Below are 23,958 nucleotides of genomic sequence, written 5' to 3'. Positions count from 1 at the left end.
GGCCTTGGTGAACGGTTACCAACCCACATGTAAAATGATTGACCAAAAAACCAATAAGATCAACACAACCTTTTAACAAATAGCTTACCAAAAGGTAAGATCACAGACTTTAAGCTACTTACCATTTAAAAGCGAAAATACAAAAACACCTGTAATTCAATATATTGCAACCAAATCCAGATTTAACAAATAAAAAATACAAATGAGAATTATTTATAAATTTATTAACAAATTAAGCAGAATGAAATCGTTAAAAAAGCGAAAACTAGATAAAAAAATGAAAAATGACAACCAAACACATTACCAATAAGTGCAGAATTGGTTAAAGAAATTAATGTATGCGCTTTAATCTCACTTTTCCTAGGAGGAATTGCTGGTAGTTAGATCTGCTTTTCGGCACTGTGAGGTTGTACTAATGTGCTGGAATACTGTTTAGGTGGTATACCCATAATACGTTTGAATGTGGTTGAGAAATAGGATGGCCCAGCAAAGCCTACGCTTATAGCGGCCGAAATAACTGAGGCACCATCTGCTAAGCCCTCACTAATTTGGAACGACCTACTTTGCTTGTAAACTTAAAAAAAATGTCGTTGCTGAAAAGGCAAAAGAGACAAAGGAAGTAAAATAAAATACTTTTTCATCAAATTGATTTCGTCTTGTATTTTGAACAACTAAATTTTGTATGCTTGAAGATGTTGCAATGAGAATGAAGAAAATTGAATAAATGAACGAAAGTACGATAACTATAAAGTGGTTCAATTTCATCCAAAAAATAGTGGCATCAGCTTGACTGAGTAGAACTGATATTCCGAAGAACGCGCTCCACAAGACCATTAGTGAAAATAACACCGACTTTTTCAAACTTAAAATCGATTCTTTTATTAGCACACATTACCCCTAGCCATGATTACTTGTTGATTGAAATCTATGTTTAGTCATTTTTGGATATATAAAAAGAACCATAGATAAAGGTCACAACAGTTGCTAATACAACCAATGTTGTTCTAAGCCAGTCTATTGGTATAAGTTTAACGACGGAAACTACCAATGCCCATAGCACCATAGCCCCTAAAACTTTAGGGTAATGTCTATATGCGTTTTTTCGATTCATGATGGGCCTTAAACTTATATAAATTAGAGAAAATGGGGCGTTATAAATTGGGGGGGCGTTTTCACTCAATGGTATACCTTCCTCAAAAGAACTATTCAATGAGTCTATCTCGCACGACCATGACTTGCCAACAAAAACCATCTAAGAAATTAAGATATAAAACAGCCAAATGCATTACCAATTAATGCAAATTTAGTTAAATAAATTAATGTATGCGCTTCAACCTCACTTTTCCTAGGAGGAATTGCTGGTAGTTAGATCTGCTTTTCGGCACTGTGAGCTTGTACTAATGTGCTGGAATACTGTTTAGGTGGTATACCCATAATACGTTTGAATGTGGTTGAGAAATAGGATGGCCCAGCAAAGCCTACGCTTATAGCAACCGAAATAACTGAGGCACCATCTGCTAGTAGCGCTTTGGATTTGTCGATTCTGAATCGCGAGAGAAACTCGCTGAAGTTGTAGTCGAATAGCTCTGAAAGTTTTCGATTTAAACTTCTGGGGCTTATTAGTAATAAATCAGCAGCTTTATCTCTAGTGAAATATTCATCTTGATAATTTTTTTCTAAAACAGAGATAAAGTTAAGGTAAAAAGCCATATCTTTTTCTGACGAAAGTTCTGGCAATAAAATACAGCTGTCTTCGCTTTTATTCATGTCTGACGACGAGAGATTGTTTGATGGGGTACGCTTCAATGCTACAAGATGCCTGACTCTAAGTATTAATTCTTCATCTGCGATAGGCTTAGTAAGCAAACAGTCGACATTCGCCTGCAATGCCCTTTCTTTCGATTCATCATCTACTTTTGCCGTTAAAACGATAATAGGTAAATATTGTAAGGCATCAGTATCACGCAATTTTTCCACAAAGTTCAGCCCCCCCATAACCGGCATCATAAGGTCGGTTATAACTAGGTTAACTTGGTGAATCTGTAAAATATCTAGAGCCTGCTTGCCGTCTCTAGCCACAAGGCATTTATAGGTTGAAGAGAATAATTTAAAAAGATGATTACGAAGTTGGCGGCTATCATCCACTAACAAGATAGCTGGCTTGTCTTCCCAGTTACTATCAATACTTTCATCTACGTTTTGACTATTTAAAAGCTGTATATCATCTATGGGGAAAGTCACAATAAACCTGGTACCTTTGCCCAGCGAACTGTCGACAGATATTTCGCCCTGATTCATAGCCACCAACTCTTTAACTAAAGACAAACCAATTCCCTCGCCTGCTGCTTCGGGAGATGGATCTATTCTTTTGTAACGTTTAAAAATTTCTTGATGGTTAGATTCGTCAATACCTTTCCCATTATCTTTAACGCTCAGTGTTAGATTATCTTCATCAAAAACGGCAGAGAATTTAATTACTCCATTGTTTTCGGTAAATTTAACCGCGTTAGTAATGAGGTTACCAATAATCGACTCTAAGCTACCTTTTAAGAGTGAAATAGTGCCACTCCCTCGTGTATTCACATCGAGTACTTGGCGCTTTGTTTTCACTAATGAGTCTAAACTTGATGCTATAATTTTAATGTCATCTACAGAGTACAACCTAAAGTTTTCGAGCGTTGAAGTACCCAGTTTGTCTACCGTGTTCACTTGATCTAATAAGTTTTCCATTCTTTGAACATTGTGGACTAACGCCGAGATATTAAGCGTTTCTTCCTCTAATTCACTTTTCTTCGAATTACCTAACTCGCTCATAATGAGTTGCAGTGGCGTGCGAAGTTCGTGCGAGACATCGCTGAAAAGCCGAATTTTGTTTTGCGCTAATGCTTCTATTTTATTCTTATGCTCAGCACCGTACTTACCTAATACCTTCTGTACTAGCGAGGTATTTATAACCGCTAAAGCCAATAATTTTAGATAGCCTTTTCTGTACAAATATAAACAGAGAAACGTAAGAATGGCATACAGAACGTAGGCATAGCGACTTAAATAGAATGGCGGATTTATTTTGAAATGTAGGGAATTAATAGGGTTTTCAACATTACTATGGGGTGACTGTACCCTAGCTTGCAATTCAAAATTACCATAGCCAATATCAGAAATAGCCAAATTCATACTTGATGCGTTATGAGTTTGCCAATCTTCAATATACCCGAGTATTCTAAACTCTAGTTTATGTTTGTAGCTTTCAACGTAGCTATTGGATGCGACACTGAAATTAAGTGTCTGATAGCCGCTACCGATAGTAAACGCAGAGTTAGAAAAAATAGGGTATGAGGACTCTAGCTCACCCTTCTCATTGAGCCATTCGGCTTTGAGGAAAGAAATTTTTGGTGCAACGTTTGCCTCACTCAAACTTTTGATTATTACTTTCTCATTGATGCTATAAGCAAATCTATCTCCTTCGATAACGATATTATCATTTAGTTCGTGAATTCCTCCGAAATCAAAGTCGACATCCCAAATACCATTCTCGCTATCTAGTTGATACAAGTTGTCGTCACTTGTATCATAAAGAAAGAGTCCAATATTTGTAGTAAACCAGAAATTTCCATTGCTACTTAAAAGCCCCGCTCGAACAAATCTAATATCGGGATTATCTAGTAATTTACTTTTTGAAATGTCACCAGTAGTACTATCTATTTCACTGAGTCCACTGCCAGAGGAGCACACCAAATAAGTATCGTTGAATTCTATGATACAAGTGATTCTGCTCCAACCTGTCTCTGAGGGAGGCAACACCTTCCAATTAAACTTAGACAACTGAATATGTATGGAACTGTTCACGTCGTATCCCATTAGCTCGCCAGAAGATAAGACAATAGAGTTTTTGAGAAATGGGGGCGCATCAAATTCATCTAAAATTGAAGCTACATCAGCTAGATAATATTTCCATCCATCTTCCGTGTGGGCATATGCATAGTATTTATTATCACTTAACTTGATAATGTGATTGTAGGGGTTTGAGCAGAAATTTATTTCCCCTCTCTCTTTCAAATAAATTTCTTCAAATTTAATTGCGTAACTATCTAGGCATTTCGCGGCTTTGAAAGTGTGGGGAGTTAACGAGCCATTTTTAGTTTGCAACAAATAGCTATTACTAGCATCTTTTATAAATCCAACTCCCTCCCTTGTTGTACCTGCTGATCTAATATTTTTTTGGTAGAGGACTTCATTTAAACTCAGATAGTTAACTGCCTTTTGAGAATCTGACAACGCAATCAATCCCAACTGTGTTGATGCGAGAATCAACCCTCCGTTTCTTAACTTATTAATTGCTACTATCGAGTGTATCGCATCTGATGTGATAATTGGATTCATCCAATCAATCGCTGTAATAGTATCCCCAATAACTTTGTATAGCCCGCCCGCAGCAATCCAGATATTTTTCTCGTCAGCGATAAATATTTTGCTCAATGGCTTTCTTATTGTTAAGGCTGTATCAAAAGGATAAAAACTTTTCGTATTTTTTTGCTCATCTATTATGTAGATACCTTCAGGTCCGCCTACATATTGCTTGAAACCAAAATAAGAAATAGCAGTAAACTTTGATAATTTGGGATAATCTTGTGTCAAAGGGTTGAGCTTCACACTCTGACCAGTCAGATCTATCTCTATATGGTACGTTTCTGAAATCGCGTGTACGCTAGTTTGATTTGCAGACACTAATGAATAGGCACCAGCTAAAGATCTAGATGAAATTACATCTGCCCAATGTTGTATTTCTCTCGTTGTTCTATTAACAACGTATATACCGTTAATTAATGAGATTACTAAATAGTCAGGCGTTACAACTAAATTCCAAACACTCTTTAAGTCTGAGGAATCAGAAATAAACTGTTCTGATACTCCTGTCTTTAGATTGTATTTAAAAACACCAACCCCGAACTCACTAACCCAAAGATAGCCTTGCTCATAAGCCACATCTGAAATTATGCCTGTTTCTAAATTAGACTGGTTATAATTTACTTTTTGGGTCTCTTGTCCAACAATCTGAAAAACGCCATTTTCTGCGGCAAGGTATATAGCTTCATCAACAACCTCTATATCCCATATTACCCCTGCGGGAGTCCCCGCAAATACGCTACGCCCGTGGAAGCTTTCACTTCCGACTGATGCAAAAACATCGAAATCCAGTAACAAAACAATAACAATTGAGCCAAAAAACGAGCGATTGACCCATTTCATTTATATGTCCCTATATTCATATTCAATGCTCATAGTTATTTATTATTCTGTAATTGCTGAACTAGCAATACCGATAATAATTAATACTATAAGAGTAAAACACTATGAATATCGAACAAAAAACAAACATTCAAGAGTTGGATGAGAAAGATTATACTAATGTCTATGGTGGAATTAGTTCTTTTGCGGCTTTTCCAGGGTTGGGTTATAAAATTGAACCAGAAAATCCAACCCCACCAGGCATAGGTCTAGACTCACTACACCAACAACCACCGCATACCGGCATTTTCGGCGGCTAATTGATCGTAAATAAAGTCACCCACATACAGGCAGTCTTCGGGTTGTAGCTGCCAGTGTTGGGCTATGTGTAATAATGCTGTGGGGTCGGGCTTGGTGGGTGCATCTTCTCGGGTAAGCACAAACTCAATGGGTATGCGGTTGTTGGCTATTTTAATGGCACTGGCTTCTCGGCAGTTGCGTGTAACAATAGCTATGGGCAAGTTATTCTCTAAAACCTTATCTACCATTTGCTTACCAAGGGGTAGCCATTTCGCGTTTTGTGCGTCGGTTAGTTCGTGTTGCAATATGGCGTGGTTGGCTTTCGCTTTTTCTTGTTCACACACCATATTGTCTATAAACGTAAGAATGTCTTCATCTTGCGGGCAGCCTATATCTTCTCTCATTTGCGAAAAGTTAAGGCTAGACTCAACCAAGGTGCCATCTAAATCAAAAATAACACCTTTAATACCGCTCAAATCCATTCTTCATACTCTTTAATTACGTTTAAGGTAGGCAAGGCTATTTGCCCTTGTGCTATAACATTGCCACAAGCTTGGCTGTGTTTCCGTTAACTTTTAGTTAGTTAACTTATTTTCTGAACTCGGAATCTTTAATATCTACTAACATACGCATTCACTTTCATTTAGCATAGCGGCTCTTTTTTCTAAGCTTCATATTTTATAGGTTACTAATGGGTGTATTCGCAGCACTAGGAACGGCACTTTGTTGGGCAATTGCCGCCCGTTTGTTTAGGGGCACGGGCAACGCGTTTTCTCCTCTTACCATGAATTTTTGGAAGGGCCTTATCTCTATTGCTATTTTGGCAGTCGTTATTGCGGTAGTGCAGCCAAATGCTTATGGAACCAACGCTGTACTTTGGCTGTTATTAAGCGGCTTTATTGGCATTGGTATTGGCGACACCTGCTTTTTTAAAGCCTTAAAATCGATTGGTGATAGCCAAGCGGTATTAGTAGCCGAAACCCTAGCGCCTTTGTTTACTGCCCTTTTTGCTATGGCCTTTATTGGTGAATGGATAACCTGGCAGCAGTGGGTGGGTATTGCCGTGGTGCTATTGTCGGTCGATATGGTAATAAAATCGCGCAGGCGCAATACTACTCATGTATTTGCTACCTCTGGCTATATGTATGGCGTGGGGGCGGCATTATGCCAGGCCGTAGGCGCTGTGGTTAGCCGCGACATTCTAGGCAGTGGTGATATAGATGCCGCCAGCGCAGCCTTCTTGCGCTTAGTTGGCGGTATGATTTTTGTCGTGCCCTTAATTGTGATTACTCGCAGTAAATGGTTGCCGGTATTAGCAACCAATCAACGGGTTTGGCCTGCGTTTATGCTTGCCACCTTATTAGGCACTACCGCCGCTATTTACCTTCAAATGTTTGCTTTTGCCTATGCGAAAGCTGCCGTGGTGCAAACCTTAATCGCTACCAGCGCATTAATGTCGCTAGGCGTTGCTTGGGTTATGGGCGAAAAAGCCACGAAGGCCACGCTGATATGGTCGGTAATTGCGTTGGTGGGTGTGGGTATTTTGGTAAGCTTCGGTTCGCCCTTGTAGTACAAGAAGGCGTTTTCGCATTCAGTGTATAGCTAATGCTTTTTGGAGCCAGCGCCTTTACAGTCGGCGCTAGATGTAAACTGCGACTAGTGCCGCTAACCCCGTTTTATATCTTAAATTTACAAATCAAGGATAACGGAACTAGCGGCTTTTCGTTTAGCCTTACATGGTTTTAAAGCGAGTATAAACACCGTTAGTCCAACCAAACCCTAGCTGAACTTCGTACTCCCCGCCACTTGCCGTTTTGTCAGGCTCGCACACGTTATACTTTTCTAGCATTACGCCGGTTCGCGCAAAATGATCTTCAATGGTTTGCGTAAAGCGATTAATAATGTCGCTAGCTTCATCACTAAAACCATAATTTAGCAACCCTTTCACCGCAAACCATTGCAGAGGTGCCCACCCATTGGGTGAATCCCATTGTTGAGTAGTGGTATTTGCTGTGGTCACTATTCCGCCGCGGGCTAACAAGTGAGCTTTAAGGGCAATATTAACCCCTTCGGCCTGCGCATTGGTGGCAAGCTCTACAAATAAAGGAACGGTTGCCGCCGCTGAAAGCACGGTAGTTTGCGTATTACTGGGGTAATGGTAATCGTAAAAACAGGCTTTATCTTCATTCCACAAATAGGTGTTTATTGCCTGCTTTCGGTTAACAGCGGCCTCACGGTATTTGCTAGCTTCGGTGCCAACCCGCGCCAATGTACTTTCAACAAAATACAGCAGTGCGTTCAAGTCAACAGGTACTATTTCAGTAGTACGAATACTAGACAGGGCGTTTTCATCGGCAAGCCAACGGGAACTGAAATCCCAACCTGATTCACATGCGGCTCTTATATGGCGGTAAAACTCTACTGATTTTGCGCCAACCAGCTCGGCCGTTTCAATGTCTTCTCTGTACGACTCTGGTCGAGGCGAGGCGTCGCTATCGTAGTACCGATTAAGTAAAGCACCACTAGGCATGCGTACTAGATGCTCACTTGCTTGCTTAGCGTCTTGCATGTCGCTTATGCTTTGCGCACCATTCATCCAAAAAGCATATTCTTTTTCGATGCCTGCTATAGCCCTTTGACGCTGTGTTTCACTTAACTTTTCCTCAACTAACGAGAACATTAGCGCCAGCACGGGTGGCTGGCTTCGGGTGTAATAGTAGGCTCGATTTCCATTTGGAATACAGCCCACTTCATCTAATATGTCTAAGAAATTTTCCAACATGTTAATTACCATGTCAGCTTTTCCAGAATCAATTAACCCTAATGCGGTAAAATAACTATCCCAGTAATAAATTTCTCGAAATCTGCCGCCAGGTACTATGTATGGGCGCGATAGGCTAATTAGGCTATCTATATTTTCTGCATCTGGTGTACGGGTCAGTACATCCCACATATGTTGCACATAGTCTGGTACAGCACTGAATGTAAAATTTGTACTGCTTGCCACCATGTCCGGTATGTTAAAATATGTTTCAACGAACGACGATAAACTAAAGCCTTCGTTATTTTTCTGCTGCTCGTATTGGCTTATTACGTTCTGCCAATCACTTAGTACAATGGCATCGGCAAAGGTCTTGCTGTCTTCAAACAACGCCGCGTTTTGCACATCTTTAAACAAATTGCTTTCAAAAAATGGCAGGCACTCACGCCAACCACTCGTAGTTAATGCCATGTTACGCGGTATCCTTTAACACTATTGAAGAGGTTGCTCGTTTAAAAAAGAACAGAGTGACAAGCAGTGCACCTATGGGAATAAGCGATAAGTAAAAGGCTTGTTGCCCGCCCATTGCTTCAAATACATATCCGGTAATAATAGAGCCAGTGGTACCGCCAAGGGCAGAGAACACCACGATCAGGCCTGTCATAGGGGCGTGTTGCACTTTGGGCAATGCACTTAACATTACAGAATTAATAACAGGGTAAATAGGCGCCATCATTAACCCAATGAGCGGAATAAGGTACGCCGCTATTGGTGCATCTACCCAGCTAGCAATAAGGTTCTCGTCTACCTTTTCAGCTAAAGGTAAGCTCAATAGCATCACCGCAGCCATGCCTACTAAACAGGCGTTCATGAAGGGATACCAACTTACTCTTGCTAGCACTACACCAGCCAATAAACGGCCAAGGGCAAGCGCTACGGCGAAAATACTGGTAATTTGAATACTCACTTGGGTAGGCAAACCTAACACTTCTCGGTTAAATGTAGGTAACCAAGAGCCTATGCCCTGTTCAATCAATACATACAGAAACACGGAAATAATAAAGATGAGCACTAAGGGTTTATAGGCAAGTTTAAGCATATCGATAAACGCCGTACCTACCCCAACTTCTTTGTTCACCTCTGGTTTTTGAATCGGCGCGGCTAGCACCAATAAAATCGTTACGGCAACTAGAGCGGCAATAAGGTAATACACGTTCAGCCATGAAAGAGACGCTTCATTAGTCGGGTCGATGAAGGCTGCAAATACCCAATATCCTGACAGCACACCCAACATAAAAATACCTTCAATGGTATTCATCAACGAGCTATGCGTTTTGGTGTTGGAAGAAAGTTGGCCAATAATGGCGTACACCGACACTTTCACTAACGCAAAGGCTGTGCCTATGCCTGCGAACAAGAGTTTTATAACCCAAAAGCTGCCAATACTAGGCGTAATAGCGCAAAGCGTAGCCACCAGAATAAGGCCGAATAGCATTGAAACCTTGTAGCCGATACGAGGAATAAAACTAGCAACAAGAAAGGATACCAGCGCAATGGATAAGTCTTTAAACCCTTCTAGGGTGCTGGCTTCTGGTTTCGACACATCGAAACTGTTTATCGATTGCAAAATAACGGTGCCCACACTGTTTAGCAGTATGGCAAACACATAATAGCTTACGGCTATCGCAGCGATAATCAACAATCTGGACATGTGTAAACACTCTGTTAACTAAATTAAGCCGGAGTGTAGACGGATAAAAACAAAAATGCAAACGTTTGCATTGGCCTGTTATTTGTTAAGTGGTGCTTATTAATGACCGCGTTAATCGTGTTTACTTGAACGACGAACCACCAATTGGGTATCTACCACATAACTAGCGGTTTCTTTGCCTTCAAATTGGAGAAGTAGTTGTTCTACCATGGCTGACGCGGCTTGTTGAGTGTTTTGACGTACGGTTGTTAACGCCGGATGCATAAGTTCAGCTAGCGAAATATCATCGTAGCCCACAATGCCTACATCGCTAGGAATACCCACGTAGCGCTCTTTCAACGCTTTAAGTGCACCAAGCGCTACCATGTCGCTTGAACACACGATACCGTCGAATTCTAAGCCGTTCGCTTTTACTCTTTGATTTATATACTCGTATGCCGCTTTTGAGGTTATATCGATAGTGCAAGTGCAGTCTTCACTCACTGGAATATTAGCGTCTTGATGCGCTTGCAAGTAGCCTCTATAACGCTCTTGCATCTCGGCATGCTCTGCATCACCTAAGAACAACACGCGTTTAGCGCCCTTTTGCAGCAAGTGGGTGGCGGCTTCAAAACCACCTTGATAATTATCACCACCGACTATGGGATAGCGAGCCTCGCTTTTTGGATCGCCCCATACCACAAGGGGTACACCAGCTTCTGCGGCGCGGTCAATTTTCTTAGTCGACTTCCCCTGCCCAATTACAATCATTCCATCAGCGCGCTGACTATGAATGAAGTAGTTAGCCCAATCGTCAGACGCCATAAAGGAATTTGATAGCAATAACTCGTAACCCTTGGCATTCAATGCTTGGTTCAGTTCACCTACCAGTTTCAGTAAAAAGGGGTCTGTGGTGCTTTGCTCGGTATGATCGATAAGGTTGAGGATTACCGCAATAACATGAGTTTTCTGCGTACGTAGCCTACTTGCAGCGGCATTTACACTGTAATTGTATTCTTTTGCCAATGCCTGCACTTTGTTTCGTGTTTCCTGCTTTATCAGCGGGTTATCTTTAAGCGCTCTAGATGCTGTAGAGGTTGAAACCCCTGCAAGCTTTGCCAGCTTAGCCAACGTTAATTTTGTTTCTGAACTCAAGTTATTTAGCTCTCTCTTTTTTTCAAACTATACCTAGAAATGCACAAAAAGCCTATGCTCTGCGTGCGATGGTATAAGTCTCTGAATCTCAGGTTATTTACTTCTACTCATCCCAACTCAGCACCAAACCACTTTGCAAACAAATGTTAACATGCTTATACAATTATTTTGCAATCGATTGTATTTTACCCTTGCAATCGTTTGCAAACGGATCTATTTTGTTGCTCATTCCCGAAGCGAGTGACAATTTTTTAACCTGTTTCACGCATTCGGTTAACAACGCCCAAAAATTATTTTCAGGAGCACACACCATGAAAACGTTGTTCACAAAAGGAATGCTAGCCACTGCAATTTCTTTAGCGTTAACCCAAACGGCCTTTGCACAAGAAGAAACAAAACAAGCTACTGCAGAAAATACTGAAGTTATTGTAGTAAGTGGAACGCCAGGCGGCGCAGGGATAAGAAAAATTGATGCAAGCTTCGCTGTTACGAATATTGATGCCAGCGATATTGAAAAACTAGCACCAAAATCTACTGCAGATTTATTCAAAGCTATACCAGGTGTTTGGGTAGAAAGCTCTGGCGGTGAGTCAGGCGCGAATGTATTTGTTCGAGGGTTCCCAGGTGGCGGTGATGCACCTTTCCTTACCATTGCATTAGAAGGATCACCTATCTATCCCGCTTCAACCTTATCGTTCTTAGAAAACTCTCAGATGTTTAGAATTGATGACACCATTGAAATGATTGAAGGCTTACGGGGTGGTCCTAACCCGGTAGTGAGTAACGGCCAACCCGGTTTAACCACCAACTTTCGCTTAAAACGCGGCGGTGAAGATACTGAAGCCAGTGTGAAATACACAGTATCAGATTATGGTTTGAATCGCGTTGATCTTGTACTTAGCGGTGCACTAGCCGACGACCTTTACTACATGGTAGGCGGTTACGTAAAAAGCTCTGATGGTATTCGCGATGCTGGGTTTAGCTCTGAAGAGGGCAACCAATTCACTGTTAATCTAACCAAAATTTTTGATAAAGGTGAGCTAAACCTTTATACACGCCAAACTGACGATCATGGCACTTGGTATTTGCCTACGCCGTTAAACGTAGATGGCATTGATGCTAATTATACCCAAATAGGCCCTTTGAATCGTCAAGCTACCATCAACTACGGACCTGACAATGCTACCTCTGAGTCTTTTGACTTTGGTGATGGGCGAGGCTGGGATGGTCATGTTAGTGGTGGTAGCTTAAAGCTTGAATTAGGCGGCGGTTGGCATTTAGTAGACCGTTTTAACCTGACTAAAGGTGATGCAAACACCTTTGGTTTAGTGCCAGATGGTTCAGCTATAACCGTGGCTGAAGTTGCTGATAACGGAGAAAGCGCTACGGGTGCGGTTACTGGAAACACCTACGACGGCGACACACCTATTCAACAAATTGGCCGTTGGGTAGTGCTGAAAGACGTTGAGTCTTTCACTAACGACTTAGCCGTATCTAAATCGTGGGACAACTTCGATACCTCTTTTGGTATTTATAGCGCAACTACTAAAGCAGAAGATTGGTGGAGTATTGGTAACCAAGCGTATTATGCACTAGTACCTGGCGGCGAAATGCTAGACGGAATTGCATGTAATAGCAGTGCGGAAGGCTGTGGCTGGAGCTACGATATAAACTCCGTTGGTGATGCCAGTACATTTGCACTTTATGCCACCAGCACCTGGTACGCCGCTGAAGACTTAAGCATCGACTTAGGGCTACGCCGTGAGAACCATGAAGTAAGCTACTCGGTTGATGAAGGCTTAGATGGCGTAATAAATAAAGCATTAGAGTATGACGAAAACAAAACCTCGTGGACGTTAGGGGCTAACTACGCGCTTAATGACTTTAGCGGCGTGTTCGTACGTATGAACCGTGGCTACAAAATGCCTTACTTCGATGACTTTCGTGATAACTGGGGCGCCTATACTGGCGGCAACGACTTGATTAAAGAAGTTACCCAAGGCGAGCTTGGCTATAAATACATGAATGACAACATTCAGTTTTTCGCTACGGCGTTTGCCAACGAAGTGAAAGGCGATACCTTTGTACGTCTTCCAGGTGCACCGGCTGAAATTTTAACAAACGAAGCTTATGGTATTGAGTTTGACGGAAAGTACAACCACGACTCAGGTTTCTCACTTAGCGTAAATGCAACGCTACAAGAAACCGAAATTACCGCTAGCGCTACCAACGAAGGCAACGAAGCCCAACGTCAGCCAGGCTGGCAAGTGCGTATGACACCAAGCTATGGTTTCGATGTGGGCGATATGTACGCCACTGTATATGGTACCTTTTCAGCAGTTGATGACCGCTTTGGCGACAACGAAAATACGGTAATTTTAGAAGGGTATGAAAAAGTTGATGTAGGCATGACTCTTGAGCCTACAGATGCGCTTCGTGTTCAACTATCTATCGATAACTTAACTGATGAGCAAGGTATTACCGAGGGCGATCCTAGAAACCCTGATTCACCTAACGGCCGCTATATCATGCCAAGAAGCATGAAGCTTAGCGTATCTTATCTGTTCTTTTGATTAACAGGCTATAAGCTACTAAACCAAAGCCGATGATATTTATCATCGGCTTTTTTATTGCCCCCTCTTTGAAGCGCCATATTTCGCCACCATAATATAGTTATTGTACTGGTTCTTTTGCTGGGCTCTTTACCATAACGTTTTGCCATAACTTTTACCCTTTACCTTAACCTTTTACCTCAAGATAGAGACATTATATGAAACGGGTTTTCTTATTCCTTGTTACCAACTTAGCCGTAGTGTTAGTGCTAGGTATTGTGCTGAATATTGTGTTTGCTGCTTTTGGTATTGATAACCGCAGTATTACTGGGCTATTGGTTTTCTCTGCGGTTTTTGGTTTTGGCGGTGCGCTTATTTCATTAGCCATGTCGAAATGGATTGCCAAACGAAGTACGGGTGCCCAGGTGATTGATAACCCCACGACACCCACTGAACGCTGGCTAATTAATATGGTATCTGCCCAAGCTAAAAAGGCGGGTATTGGCATGCCAGAGGTGGCTATTTACGACTCACCTGAAATAAACGCCTTTGCGACCGGCATGAATAAGAACAATGCCTTAGTTGCCGTAAGCAGTGGCTTATTAAATGGCATGAGCGAAGATGAAGCGGAAGCGGTGCTTGCCCACGAAGTATCACACATTGCCAATGGCGACATGGTTACCCTTACGTTAATTCAAGGAGTTGTGAATACCTTCGTTATCTTTTTAGCGCGCGTAATTGCCGGTGCTATCTCTAATGCTGCTCGTGGCAGTAATAACGGAAGCAGTGCATTAGGCGGTTTTGCTTATTACGGCATTGTGTTTGTACTTGAAATGCTGTTTGGTATTTTGGCTAGCATTATTGTGATGTGGTTTTCCCGTCAACGTGAATACCGGGCCGATGCAGGCTCAGCCAAATTAGTCGGCAGACAAAAAATGATAGCGGCGTTAACGCGCTTAAAATCGAACAGTGAAAGTCAGTTAGATGGCACCATGATGGCCTTTGGCATTTCGGGTAAGTCGGCATTTTCAGAATTATTTATGAGCCACCCGCCCCTAGATAAGCGTATAGATGTGCTTAGACGTCGTGCGAAAGCGCAATAATAAAGGGAGTTACTACTATGACACCACCTAAAGCGATTTTTTTCGATATTAACGAAACCTTGCTTGATATGGCAGAAATGAAGCATGGTTTAGCGCCATTACTCGGTGGCAATGAAGACTTAGTCGATTTGTGGTTCGCCAACCTTTTGCATCACTCGCTTGTCGATATAGCTTCTAACCAATTTCATGATTTTATCAACATTGGGGCAGCTGCCTTGGTGATGGTGGCGCATAGTAAAGGTTTTAGCGTATCTGAAGATGAAGCCCTTAACGCCATAAAGAGCCACATTACCAAGCTTCCAGCGCATGATGATGTGAAGCCGACACTTTCAAAGCTTCAGTCATTAAACGTGCCGTTGGTGGCGCTATCCAACTCCTCTATTGAAGGGCTAAAAGCGCAACTGGAATTTGCAGACATCGTTGAGTGCTTTACCCATGTACTTAGCACAGAAAAAATTAAAACATATAAGCCTTACCCCGATGTGTATCGCTGGGCGTGCAAAGAAGTTGGCGTTGAGCCAGAAGATGCCATGATGGTAGCGGCACATGGGTGGGATGTGAGTGGTGCAAAGGCCATAGGTATGCAAACCACATTTGTAAACAGGCCTGGAAAAATGATGTATCCGTTGGGGCTTGCACCCGACTTAAACGTAGAGAGTTTAACTGGGCTTGAGCAAGAAATGAAAAAGGGCGCATAAAGCACCCTTGGTATATAAAGTGTAGCAGGCTTTAGTTATCAGTTTTAGCAACTAATTGTCTGCCTTTAAACCCGTTAGTCGAACAGTTTGAATGCTTAGTTTCTAGCGCACCCAACTGACGCTTTAACCAAGACTTTTGAATACCCGATTTCGCTGCATCCATTTCACCACTAACTCGTGAAATTTCTTTACCCACATTCACGCACGCTTTAGCAGTTGGCTGAAACCCGCCATTTGCTAAGGCTGCAGAAGAAATTAATAATGCGACTGATGCGATTATAGCTTGCTGTTTCATACGATTCCCCAACGGCCTGATATAGTTCAAGCTCATTTATTTAGATAGAGATAAGGCTATCCGATACCCTGATTGTGTTGAAACTATAGCAACTATGATCTTATTTTTAGGTGTTAGGAATTATACCTAATGATAATAAGTTGAGGTATACCGTAACGTCCCATGCCTTTTATTTACCTCATCATGTATTCGTATTGCTCATGATTTTAGAGGTATTGCTAATGTTTCTTATCTTGTTATCGACCTGTTGTAAACTTTCACGAGAACCCTTCCTTAGTTGAGGTTACAGTAACAGCTTTCTGTAACAGCAATGTTATCGTGACAACAAATCCGCTTTATTAAAACATCAATTAAATCAGCTAACAAGCCAAGTGGAAAACTTAGCGACAACATAGATTAAACAAAATCTAATTAAAGCCGTGTACCCACGCCAATCGACTCTAACGTATCGAGTATAGCATCTGCTAGCGAAGCTAGCGGTGTAACGTAGCTGGCCGCATTTAATTCTATTGCCACCTTGGGCATACCAAACACAACACAGCTTTTTTCATCCTGGCAGAACGTAGTGGCGCCTTGTTGTTTCATTTGCAATAAACCGTTAGCGCCGTCACGTCCCATACCGGTTAGCAACACCCCTACAGCATTTGCCCCAGCATTAGCCGCTAGTGAATTAAAAAGCACGTCTACCGAAGGTTTGTGGCCCGATTCTCTTGGGGCATCAGATAAGGCAATACGATAATCTGCGCCACTGCGTTCAACAACCAAGTGCTTATCACCCGGCGCTAAATAAGCATGCCCCGGTAACAGACGCTCACCGCCTTTCGCTTCACTTACCTCTATTTCACACAGGCTGTTTAGCCTACGGGCGTAGGTTGTCGTAAAGCCCGGCGGCATATGCTGGGTAATAACAGTGGCTGGCGCGTTTTTAGGGAAATGCATGAGTACATCTTTAATCGCTTCTGTACCGCCAGTAGACGCGCCCATTCCTATCACTTTTTCGCTACCCGTGTAGCGCATAGCAGCATGTTGGGATGCGCGTGATTGGGTAGGTGCACTTAATGTGGAGTGTGCCGCCATTCTAATTTTTTCCGTTATTACCGAGCGATACTCTTCCATACCTTGCGCCACACCTAGCTTGGGTTTTGGGACAAAATCTACCGCGCCTAGTTCTAACGAACGAAGTGTAGCATCAGCCCCTTTTTCCGTTAACGTAGACACCATAACAACCGGTGTAGGGCATGCTTTCATCATGACCTCTAAAAAACGTAAGCCATCCACTTTAGGCATTTCAATATCTAGAGTGATCACATTAGGCTTAAACTCTTGTACCATTTTCTTTGCTACAAACGCATCGGGTGCCGCCCCAACCAAAAGCATGTCAGCTTCATTGTTAATAATTTCAGATAACAACTGCCTGATAAGTGCAGAGTCATCTACCACGAGAACTTTGATGGGCATTGTCAGGCTCCGTTAGCGAGAAATCATCGGGATTGGCTTGCTGAGATAGCAGCACTCGGTGGTTAGATTCACGCTCATACAAGCTGGTATTATTAAAGTTTCTAATTCGCTTCATGTATACATTACCTTCATCCGGCAGAAAGTATATTTTGCGGGCGTAGTCGGACATTAAGTCACTATTTAATAGTGGGATGTTTTCCCTAGTTAAATAGTTAACAACAAACTCAGCGTTAATTCTGCCAATATCTTGTTGCACAAACCCAGCAAGCACTTTGCCGCCGCCAAAAGCCTTGGCCACTAGCTTTTCCTTTCTTGCCCCTAGTGTGATGAGTTTTTCAATAAGCATATCCATAGCATGCACACCGTATTTAGATGCAAGGTTGCTGTCTAGCTCGCTGGCTAAATTCAATTCAGGCAACATAAAATGGTTCATACCGCCAATCTTCTTTTCTGGGTCGTAAATACATGCGGCAACACAAGATCCTAAAATAGTGACTAACACCTTATTAGAAGCGGTGGCAACGTACTGCCCTGGTAATAACTTAACGGCTTCTTTTCGAAATCGGTTGTCGAAGTAACTGATAGGTTGTTCATCTTGGCTCATACTGCTAACCCCTTTTAATTTACTGGCCGGTAAATAGTTTTACCCATAGGCCGTACCAACTCAGGGTACATAGTGAAGTTTTCAGAATGACCGGCTACATACATTCCCTCAGGTGTCATTAACTTAACCATTCGGGATAGAATTTTGCGCTGGGTGTCTCGATCGAAGTAGATCATGACGTTTCGACAAAAAATAATATCTATTGGGCTATCAATATCCCATGTGGGCGACATCAGGTTTAGGGTTTCAAACTGCACCATACGCCTCAGTTCATCGGCCACACGCACTTTCCCTAACTGCGCGCCTTTGCCTTTGTAGAAAAACTGTTGCCGATAGTGAGGAGGTAATTGCTCAATGCCATTTGCACTGTAAATTCCTGCGGCGGCTTTTTGTAGCACACGGCTATCGATATCGGTGGCAACAATAGTCACCGGAGGAGTAAAAGTGCCAAATACCGATGCCACTGTCATCGCGATGGAATAAGGCTCTTCCCCTGTACTACTGGCCGAACACCAAATGCGTTTTGTGTTGGGATGCTGCTTTAAGTACGTTGAAAGCGCTTCAAAATGATGAGGCTCTCTGAAGAAGGAGGTTAAATTAGTCGTCAGCGCATTAACAAAATGCTCTTGTTCTTGGTGGTTGTGGGCCACCATTTCCAAGTAGTCTTTGAAACGGGTTAATTTTAATATGCGCAAGCGCCGCGCTAAGCGGCTATACACCATGGCATCTTTAGAGTCGGCTAGGCGAATACCGGCACGCTCAAATAGTAGCCGCCTAACTCTATCGAAGTCTCGTCGACTGTAGGCAAATTCCCTTTGCGCCACTACTTCGTGTAACTCGGTCATACACTAAAAGGCCTCCCATTCTGCTTCATCCGGCGACATTGGGTTTAACGATACTCTTGGCTTAGAAGGCCCCGGCCCCGATATCGCTCTTGGAGAGGATGTAGGAAACGATGCCATGCTATTCGATGACGTTGAGGCTGAACTAAAGCTCTGTTGTCCCACTTTAAATACAGCTACCCGCTGTGCTAATTGCCCAGACTGCTGCCTCATACTGTCTGCGGCGGCTGCCGCTTCCTCTACAAGTGCTGCATTTTGTTGGGTCATTTCATCCATTTGCACAACAGCGTTGTTGACCTCTTGAATACCGGTGGCTTGCTCAGAACTTGCTGCGGCAATTTCTGACATAATGTCGTTCACCCGCTTAATTGCCGTCACAATATCCGCCATGGTTTCACCAGATTTATTCACCAAGACATTACCGTTGGTAATTTTCTCTACCGAGGTTGAAATAAGGCCTTTAATATCTTTAGCCGCTTCTGCTGAGCGCTGGGCTAATGTGCGTACTTCCGATGCTACTACCGCAAACCCCCGGCCTTGCTCGCCAGCTCGCGCCGCTTCTACCGCGGCGTTTAGGGCTAATATGTTGGTTTGAAATGCAATGCCGTCAATAACACCAATAATGTCAGAAATGCGCTGGGCCGAATCGTTGATTTCCCCCATGGTATGAACTACTTGTTCAATCACCTTTCCGCCTTCTGATGCCACATCAGATGCCTGACTAGCCAAACCTTTTGCTTGGTCGGCATTTTCCGCATTTAATTTTACCGTACCGGTAAGCTCTTCCATGGCCGATGCAGTTTCTTCCAGGCTAGATGCTTGCTGCTCGGTTCGACTGGATAAGTCGGCGTTTCCTGTCGCAATTTCATTAGAAGCTGTATCGATGGTTTCTACCGCATCGTGAATTTTGATAATGGTGTCGCGTAGTTCATCCACGAATTGGTTGATTGACTCACCAAGCACTTTAAAGTCGCCATCTAGTGGTTCTTCAATGTTATGCAGTAAATCACCTTCGGTAAGCTTAGACATCACGGTTTTAATACTGTCTACTGCTACCGTGCGCCCCGTAATGTCGGTAGCGTACTTCACTACCCTAAAGGGGTTGCCATTTTGATCAAGTATGGGATTGTACGAAGCCTGAATATAAACAGCATTACCTAGTTTACTAATACGCTTGTACTCGCCACTAGCATAAACCCCTTTGCGCAATTGCTCCCAAAAGGCGGCGTATTCTGGGCTGTTTTTAAAAGCAGGTTCTACAAATATGCTGTGATGCTTTCCTTTCACTTCATCTAGGGTGTAACCAAGCGCCGATAAGAAATTACTGTTGGCATCTAAAATCACGCCATCTAAATCAAACTCGATAACCGCTTGAGATTTGCTTATGGCGGTTAGTTGCCCTTCAAAGTAAGCGTTCTTAGCTTTTTCGGCGGTAATATCAGTGGCGAATTTTACCACCTTAAAAGGTTGCCCTTTGCTGTCTAAAATAGGGTTGTAAGAAGCTTGGATCCAAATTTCACTGCCGCCCTTACCTAACCTTTTAAATTCACCTGTTCGATAATTCCCCGCTTGCAAATCTTTCCAAAAAGCAGCGTATTCAGGGCTTAGTTTTACCTCCCTTTCCACGAACGTACTGTGATGCTTACCTTTTACTTCCTCTAGGGAATACCCCATTACACTAAGAAAGTTATCATTCGCGGTAAGAATATTGCCTTGTAAGTCGAATTCGATAACGGCTTGCGACTTACTAATGGCGTTAATTTGCCCTTTATAATCGGCGTTTTGCTTTTTCTCAGCAGTGATATCGATAGCAAATTTCACAATAGCGGTAACCTTGCCATTGTGATCAAAAATAGGGTTATAAGAAGCTTGGATCCAAACGTCTTCGCCCTTGTTATTTACGCGGCAAAATTCTCCGCTGTGAGCTTCACCGCTTCGTAATACCGACCAAAAGTCTTTGTATTCTTGGCTACTGGCGTATTCTCGAGTAACAAACAGGCTGTGATGTTTGCCTTCAATTTCGCTTTCTGAGTAGCCCATGGCTGACAGAAAATTTTCATTCGCTTTAACAATATTGCCATCGGGAGAAAAAAGAATAACCGCTTGGCTTTGGTTAATGGCACTAACCATACCCGCGTGTTGATCTTCCTGTTCGTTATCACTCCATTGCACAACATACTGAGCGGGCTCTGAGCTTGACGCACTAAGCGGGGTAATATTGAGGGTAAACACACTCTCAGCCAATTGCGCATAAAGACTTTCTTCTCGGCACTGCAATATTTGATTCAGCAGTTGGGTATTACCTTTAATAACTGCCGATAAATTTTGTCCTTTTAAAGAAGCATGGCCGCCATGAGTGGAAACCGTAAAATCATCAGGGCATTGCTTCGCCAGCGCTAAAAAAGCAGGGTTGTGATATACAATATTACCCGCGCCATCAATTACCATAATGCTTGCGGTGCATGCATCGAGAATTTGCGTTTTGAGCTGCGCCTCGTGCTGTGCAGCTTTAAGCTCATCATTGTTGAGAAAGTTAAACACACCCATAACCAGTTCATCCTAAATTTGCGAAATTTTTTACCGTTGCCGTCTTAGCCGTTACGCGTCTTCGTTAACGCTTTGGGGAGCAACTAAGCCCATTTCTTCACTGGTGATAAGGCTTTCAATATTCACCAGAATAACCATCTGCCCATCTACATCTGCTAACCCGTGCAAGTATCGGCTATCAAAAGCCACACCAAATTCAGGTGGTGCTAGAATTTGGTCTTCCATTAACCGAATAACATCCGATACGCCATCTACCACAATGCCCACAATGCGATCTTGTATATTGAGCATAATCACAATGGTAAATTCGGTATAAGTGGCTTCGCCAACGTTGAACTTAAGGCGCAAGTCTACAATAGGCACAATGTCCCCTCGCAAATTGATTACCCCTTTGATAAACGCTGGCGCATTAGCAATTTTAGTGACTTGCTCGTAGCCACGAATTTCTTTTACCGTTTTGATATCTAAAGCGTAGTGCTCATCGGCAAGTACAAAACTTAGATATTCCTTGTCATCGCCCCCAATAACAGCCTGATGTAATGCGGTATCACTCATGCGAGCATGTCCTCCAATTGACTTGACGTATAAGTAGTTGCGATAGAGTCGGCATCGATAATCAGTGCAACTTTTCCGTCGCCCATAATAGTAGCGCCGGCAAGTCCAGCCACTTTTCGATAGTGAGCTTCTAGGCTCTTTATTACCACTTGTTGCTGGCCAACTAAGGCGTCTACAAGTACTCCGAAGCGTTTCTTACTACTTTCAAGTAATACAACAATGGCTTCTGTGGGTTTACGGTTGGCGTTTTCTACGTCCATATAATCGTGAAGTGGAACAAGCGGCCAATATTGGTCACGTACATAAAGCACCGTATCGTTGCCTAGGGTTTTAAGTTGACTGGCAGTGGGCTGGAAAGACTCCACAATGTTGAGCAAAGGTATGACAAAAATCTGATTGCCAACTGACGCGCACATGCCATCAACAATAGCGAGGGTAAGCGGTAAATGTATGAAAAAGCCCGAGCCCTCTCCTAATGAAGACTCTATTTCAATTCGCCCACCAATGGCTTCAATATTCCGCCTTACTACATCCATACCCACACCACGGCCTGACACATCGGTTACCGCTTCGGCAGTTGAAAAACCGGCTTGAAAGATAAGCTGCCACACTTCGCTATCTGGCATGTCATCGTTAACAGTTAAACCATTGGAACGTGCTTTTTCCAAAATACGCGCCCTATTCAGCCCGCCGCCATCATCAATGATTTTAATAATAATACTGCCGCCTTTTTGCTCAGCGCCTAGAATGACGGTTCCCATTTCGGGCTTACCGGCGGCACGTCGCTTTTCAGGCAACTCAATACCGTGATCGATACTGTTTCTAACCAAATGCGTTAATGGGTCGACAAGCTTTTCAATCAGGCTTTTGTCAATTTCTGTATTCGCGCCTTGTAAAACTAAATCAACTTTTTTATCTAGCTTGCCAGCCAAATCACGAACTAGCCTAGGGAAGCGGTTAAATGTAGCTGTTAGCGGTAACATTCTGACTGACATTACCGATTCTTGAATTTCACGAGTATTGCGCTGCAGCTCGTCTATCGCCACTTGCAAACGCTCACCTACTTGCCCATCTACTTCCTGCCCAATCATCGACAGCATAGATTGAGTGATAACGAGCTCGCCGACTAAATTAACCATAGAGTCGATTTTTTTGGTATCCACTCGGATGGAAGCGCTATCGCGACCAACACTTTTTTTATTCGTCTTAATAGGCGGCGCAGCATCACTCGTTTTTGTCGGTGATTTTTTCTTTAATGCAGATGTTTCACCTGTACCCTTTGCCGCAATAGGGTCTAGCACAAATAGTTTAGGTGAAACTACAGCTCCAGAATTGTCAGGCGTTGCCTTGTTTTCAGGCAGCTCTGTTGTATCGAAAAAGCCATAGCTGTTATCGCTGGCTGCTGGTGTAGAGACCTGCATTTCTGGTTCATCAAAAAAGCCGAAGCCGTCGTCTTCTGCGCTAACGGCTGCTTCGCTGGGCGTATCATCAAAGAACCCAAAACCATCATCACTTTGTGTGGACAACTCAACGTCATTAATCTCGGTCTGTTGGCTAATGTTTGTGGTGAGGTCGGGCTCATCATCAAAAAAGCCAAAGGCGTCGCTGCTGTCAGCATTTGAACTGCCGTTGCTATTGTCAAAGCCGTTAGCGTTATCGACATTGTTAGGGTTATCGACATTGTTAGGGTTATCGACATCGTTAGCGTTATCGACATCGTTAGGGTTGGAAGGCTCGTGAGAAGTATCAGGCGCGGCTGTACCTTGGGTTTCTGATAGCGCTCTTTCCAGCTTGGTAATACTGACGGCAATGGCTTGTTCTGGTACATCGACCTGATCGCGATAGGCAGTTAATGTCGCTTTTAATACATCAAGGGTTTCTAGTAACAGGTTAACGATATTGGTGGTAACAGATATCTCTTGATTACGGGCCTTATCTAGCAGGTTTTCCATTACATGGGTAAGGTTCATTAAGGCATTGAAACCAAAAATGCCACTGCCCCCTTTTATAGAATGGGCCGCGCGGAAAATACTGTTGAGTTCTTCCGGGTCAGGCGAGTCTACATCAAGGCTAATTAGCAGTTGTTCCATGTCGTCGAGATGCTCATCGCTCTCGTCAAAAAACACGCCATGAAATTGCTCAATATCGATGCTCATTCTGAATCCTTCCAGG

The 23,958-nt window shown here is 42.9% G+C and carries 18 protein-coding genes; 5 read left to right on the top strand and 13 right to left on the bottom strand.

Annotation, left to right across the window (positions count from 1 at the left end; translation table 11 throughout):
* Positions 1–380: 380 nt before the first annotated feature.
* Together C7Y69_RS22065 and C7Y69_RS08520 are read right to left on the bottom strand one after the other, a co-directional pair.
* A complete protein-coding gene (locus tag C7Y69_RS22065; RefSeq protein WP_126872412.1) occupies positions 381–548 on the bottom strand; it encodes a helix-turn-helix domain-containing protein in 168 nt (55 codons plus the stop codon).
* Between the two features lie 817 nt (positions 549–1,365).
* Positions 1,366–5,247 carry an ATP-binding protein gene (locus tag C7Y69_RS08520; RefSeq protein WP_126872409.1) on the bottom strand — a complete coding sequence of 1,294 codons (3,882 nt, stop codon included), beginning with the start codon at positions 5,245–5,247 and terminating at the stop codon, positions 1,366–1,368.
* Between the two features lie 104 nt (positions 5,248–5,351).
* Here C7Y69_RS08520 and C7Y69_RS08515 point away from each other — a divergent pair, with 104 nt between their 5' ends.
* A complete protein-coding gene (locus tag C7Y69_RS08515; protein WP_126872408.1) occupies positions 5,352–5,546 on the top strand; it encodes a hypothetical protein in 195 nt (64 codons plus the stop codon).
* Here the strand turns inward: C7Y69_RS08515 and C7Y69_RS08510 are convergent.
* Positions 5,505–6,008 (bottom strand): HAD family hydrolase, encoded by a 504-nt coding sequence (locus C7Y69_RS08510; protein ID WP_126872407.1) that lies wholly within the window; start codon positions 6,006–6,008, stop codon positions 5,505–5,507. The genes C7Y69_RS08515 and C7Y69_RS08510 overlap by 42 nt on opposite strands.
* Positions 6,009–6,217: 209 nt before the next feature.
* Here C7Y69_RS08510 and C7Y69_RS08505 point away from each other — a divergent pair, with 209 nt between their 5' ends.
* Positions 6,218–7,096, top strand: a complete 879-nt coding sequence (locus C7Y69_RS08505; protein ID WP_013785761.1) for a DMT family transporter — start codon at positions 6,218–6,220, stop codon at positions 7,094–7,096.
* Positions 7,097–7,258: 162 nt separating this feature from the next.
* Here the strand turns inward: C7Y69_RS08505 and treF are convergent, their stop codons facing one another.
* The 3 genes from treF to C7Y69_RS08490 all read right to left on the bottom strand — a co-directional run bounded on the left by treF (position 7,259) and on the right by C7Y69_RS08490 (position 11,132).
* The gene (gene treF, locus C7Y69_RS08500; protein ID WP_126872406.1) at positions 7,259–8,758 is read right to left on the bottom strand and encodes an alpha,alpha-trehalase TreF; all 1,500 of its coding nucleotides are present in this window, start codon (positions 8,756–8,758) and stop codon (positions 7,259–7,261) included.
* 1 nt (position 8,759) lies between these two features.
* Positions 8,760–9,998 carry an MFS transporter gene (locus C7Y69_RS08495; RefSeq protein ID WP_185864152.1) on the bottom strand — a complete coding sequence of 413 codons (1,239 nt, stop codon included), beginning with the start codon at positions 9,996–9,998 and terminating at the stop codon, positions 8,760–8,762.
* A 111-nt stretch (positions 9,999–10,109) separates the two neighbouring features.
* A complete protein-coding gene (locus tag C7Y69_RS08490; protein WP_126872405.1) occupies positions 10,110–11,132 on the bottom strand; it encodes a LacI family DNA-binding transcriptional regulator in 1,023 nt (340 codons plus the stop codon).
* 311 nt (positions 11,133–11,443) lie between these two features.
* Here C7Y69_RS08490 and C7Y69_RS08485 point away from each other — a divergent pair, with 311 nt between their 5' ends.
* The 3 genes from C7Y69_RS08485 (at position 11,444) to C7Y69_RS08475 (ending at position 15,485) form a co-directional block, all read left to right on the top strand.
* A complete protein-coding gene (locus tag C7Y69_RS08485; protein WP_013785765.1) occupies positions 11,444–13,705 on the top strand; it encodes a TonB-dependent receptor in 2,262 nt (753 codons plus the stop codon).
* Between the two features lie 197 nt (positions 13,706–13,902).
* Positions 13,903–14,787 (top strand): protease HtpX, encoded by an 885-nt coding sequence (gene htpX, locus C7Y69_RS08480; protein WP_013785767.1) that lies wholly within the window; start codon positions 13,903–13,905, stop codon positions 14,785–14,787.
* Positions 14,788–14,804: 17 nt separating this feature from the next.
* The gene (locus C7Y69_RS08475; protein ID WP_013785768.1) at positions 14,805–15,485 is read left to right on the top strand and encodes a haloacid dehalogenase type II; all 681 of its coding nucleotides are present in this window, start codon (positions 14,805–14,807) and stop codon (positions 15,483–15,485) included.
* Positions 15,486–15,516: 31 nt separating this feature from the next.
* Here the strand turns inward: C7Y69_RS08475 and C7Y69_RS08470 are convergent, their stop codons facing one another.
* From C7Y69_RS08470 to C7Y69_RS08440, 7 genes are all read right to left on the bottom strand, one after another.
* Positions 15,517–15,780 (bottom strand): hypothetical protein, encoded by a 264-nt coding sequence (locus C7Y69_RS08470; RefSeq protein ID WP_013785769.1) that lies wholly within the window; start codon positions 15,778–15,780, stop codon positions 15,517–15,519.
* A gap of 411 nt (positions 15,781–16,191) precedes the next feature.
* On the bottom strand, positions 16,192–17,238 hold the full coding sequence (locus tag C7Y69_RS08465) for a chemotaxis response regulator protein-glutamate methylesterase (RefSeq protein WP_126872404.1): 1,047 nt from the start codon (positions 17,236–17,238) through the stop codon (positions 16,192–16,194).
* Positions 17,210–17,842, bottom strand: coding sequence for a chemoreceptor glutamine deamidase CheD (gene cheD, locus C7Y69_RS08460; protein WP_126872403.1), 633 nt, complete (start codon positions 17,840–17,842; stop codon positions 17,210–17,212). Before cheD ends, C7Y69_RS08465 begins: the two co-directional genes overlap by 29 nt.
* Before the next feature lie 14 nt (positions 17,843–17,856).
* On the bottom strand, positions 17,857–18,687 hold the full coding sequence (locus tag C7Y69_RS08455) for a CheR family methyltransferase (protein ID WP_126872402.1): 831 nt from the start codon (positions 18,685–18,687) through the stop codon (positions 17,857–17,859).
* Positions 18,688–18,690: 3 nt separating this feature from the next.
* Positions 18,691–21,231, bottom strand: coding sequence for a methyl-accepting chemotaxis protein (locus C7Y69_RS08450; RefSeq protein WP_126872401.1), 2,541 nt, complete (start codon positions 21,229–21,231; stop codon positions 18,691–18,693).
* 51 nt (positions 21,232–21,282) lie between these two features.
* Complete coding sequence (locus C7Y69_RS08445) at positions 21,283–21,786, bottom strand: chemotaxis protein CheW (RefSeq protein ID WP_126872400.1); 504 nt, start codon at positions 21,784–21,786, stop codon at positions 21,283–21,285.
* A complete protein-coding gene (locus C7Y69_RS08440; protein ID WP_126872399.1) occupies positions 21,783–23,942 on the bottom strand; it encodes a chemotaxis protein CheW in 2,160 nt (719 codons plus the stop codon). The genes C7Y69_RS08445 and C7Y69_RS08440 overlap by 4 nt, the downstream gene beginning before the upstream one ends.
* Positions 23,943–23,958 lie beyond the last annotated feature (16 nt).

It is taken from the genome of Alteromonas sp. KS69 (genome assembly GCF_003989595.1).
Taxonomy (GTDB): domain Bacteria; phylum Pseudomonadota; class Gammaproteobacteria; order Enterobacterales; family Alteromonadaceae; genus Alteromonas; species Alteromonas naphthalenivorans.
The sequence above is the reverse complement of the archived record's forward strand: the minus strand, read 5'-3'. Positions and strand labels throughout refer to the sequence as shown.

Coding starts and splice junctions, on each gene's coding strand:
- C7Y69_RS08520 (WP_126872409.1), bottom strand. CDS start 5,247: ATGAAATGGGTCAATCGCTCGTTTTTTGGCTCAATTGTTATTGTTTTG.
- C7Y69_RS08515 (WP_126872408.1), top strand. CDS start 5,352: ATGAATATCGAACAAAAAACAAACATTCAAGAGTTGGATGAGAAAGAT.
- C7Y69_RS08510 (WP_126872407.1), bottom strand. CDS start 6,008: ATGGATTTGAGCGGTATTAAAGGTGTTATTTTTGATTTAGATGGCACC.
- C7Y69_RS08505 (WP_013785761.1), top strand. CDS start 6,218: ATGGGTGTATTCGCAGCACTAGGAACGGCACTTTGTTGGGCAATTGCC.
- treF (WP_126872406.1), bottom strand. CDS start 8,758: ATGGCATTAACTACGAGTGGTTGGCGTGAGTGCCTGCCATTTTTTGAA.
- C7Y69_RS08495 (WP_185864152.1), bottom strand. CDS start 9,998: ATGTCCAGATTGTTGATTATCGCTGCGATAGCCGTAAGCTATTATGTG.
- C7Y69_RS08485 (WP_013785765.1), top strand. CDS start 11,444: ATGAAAACGTTGTTCACAAAAGGAATGCTAGCCACTGCAATTTCTTTA.
- htpX (WP_013785767.1), top strand. CDS start 13,903: ATGAAACGGGTTTTCTTATTCCTTGTTACCAACTTAGCCGTAGTGTTA.
- C7Y69_RS08475 (WP_013785768.1), top strand. CDS start 14,805: ATGACACCACCTAAAGCGATTTTTTTCGATATTAACGAAACCTTGCTT.
- C7Y69_RS08470 (WP_013785769.1), bottom strand. CDS start 15,780: ATGAAACAGCAAGCTATAATCGCATCAGTCGCATTATTAATTTCTTCT.
- C7Y69_RS08465 (WP_126872404.1), bottom strand. CDS start 17,238: ATGCCCATCAAAGTTCTCGTGGTAGATGACTCTGCACTTATCAGGCAG.
- cheD (WP_126872403.1), bottom strand. CDS start 17,842: ATGAGCCAAGATGAACAACCTATCAGTTACTTCGACAACCGATTTCGA.
- C7Y69_RS08455 (WP_126872402.1), bottom strand. CDS start 18,687: ATGACCGAGTTACACGAAGTAGTGGCGCAAAGGGAATTTGCCTACAGT.
- C7Y69_RS08450 (WP_126872401.1), bottom strand. CDS start 21,231: ATGGGTGTGTTTAACTTTCTCAACAATGATGAGCTTAAAGCTGCACAG.
- C7Y69_RS08445 (WP_126872400.1), bottom strand. CDS start 21,786: ATGAGTGATACCGCATTACATCAGGCTGTTATTGGGGGCGATGACAAG.
- C7Y69_RS08440 (WP_126872399.1), bottom strand. CDS start 23,942: ATGAGCATCGATATTGAGCAATTTCATGGCGTGTTTTTTGACGAGAGC.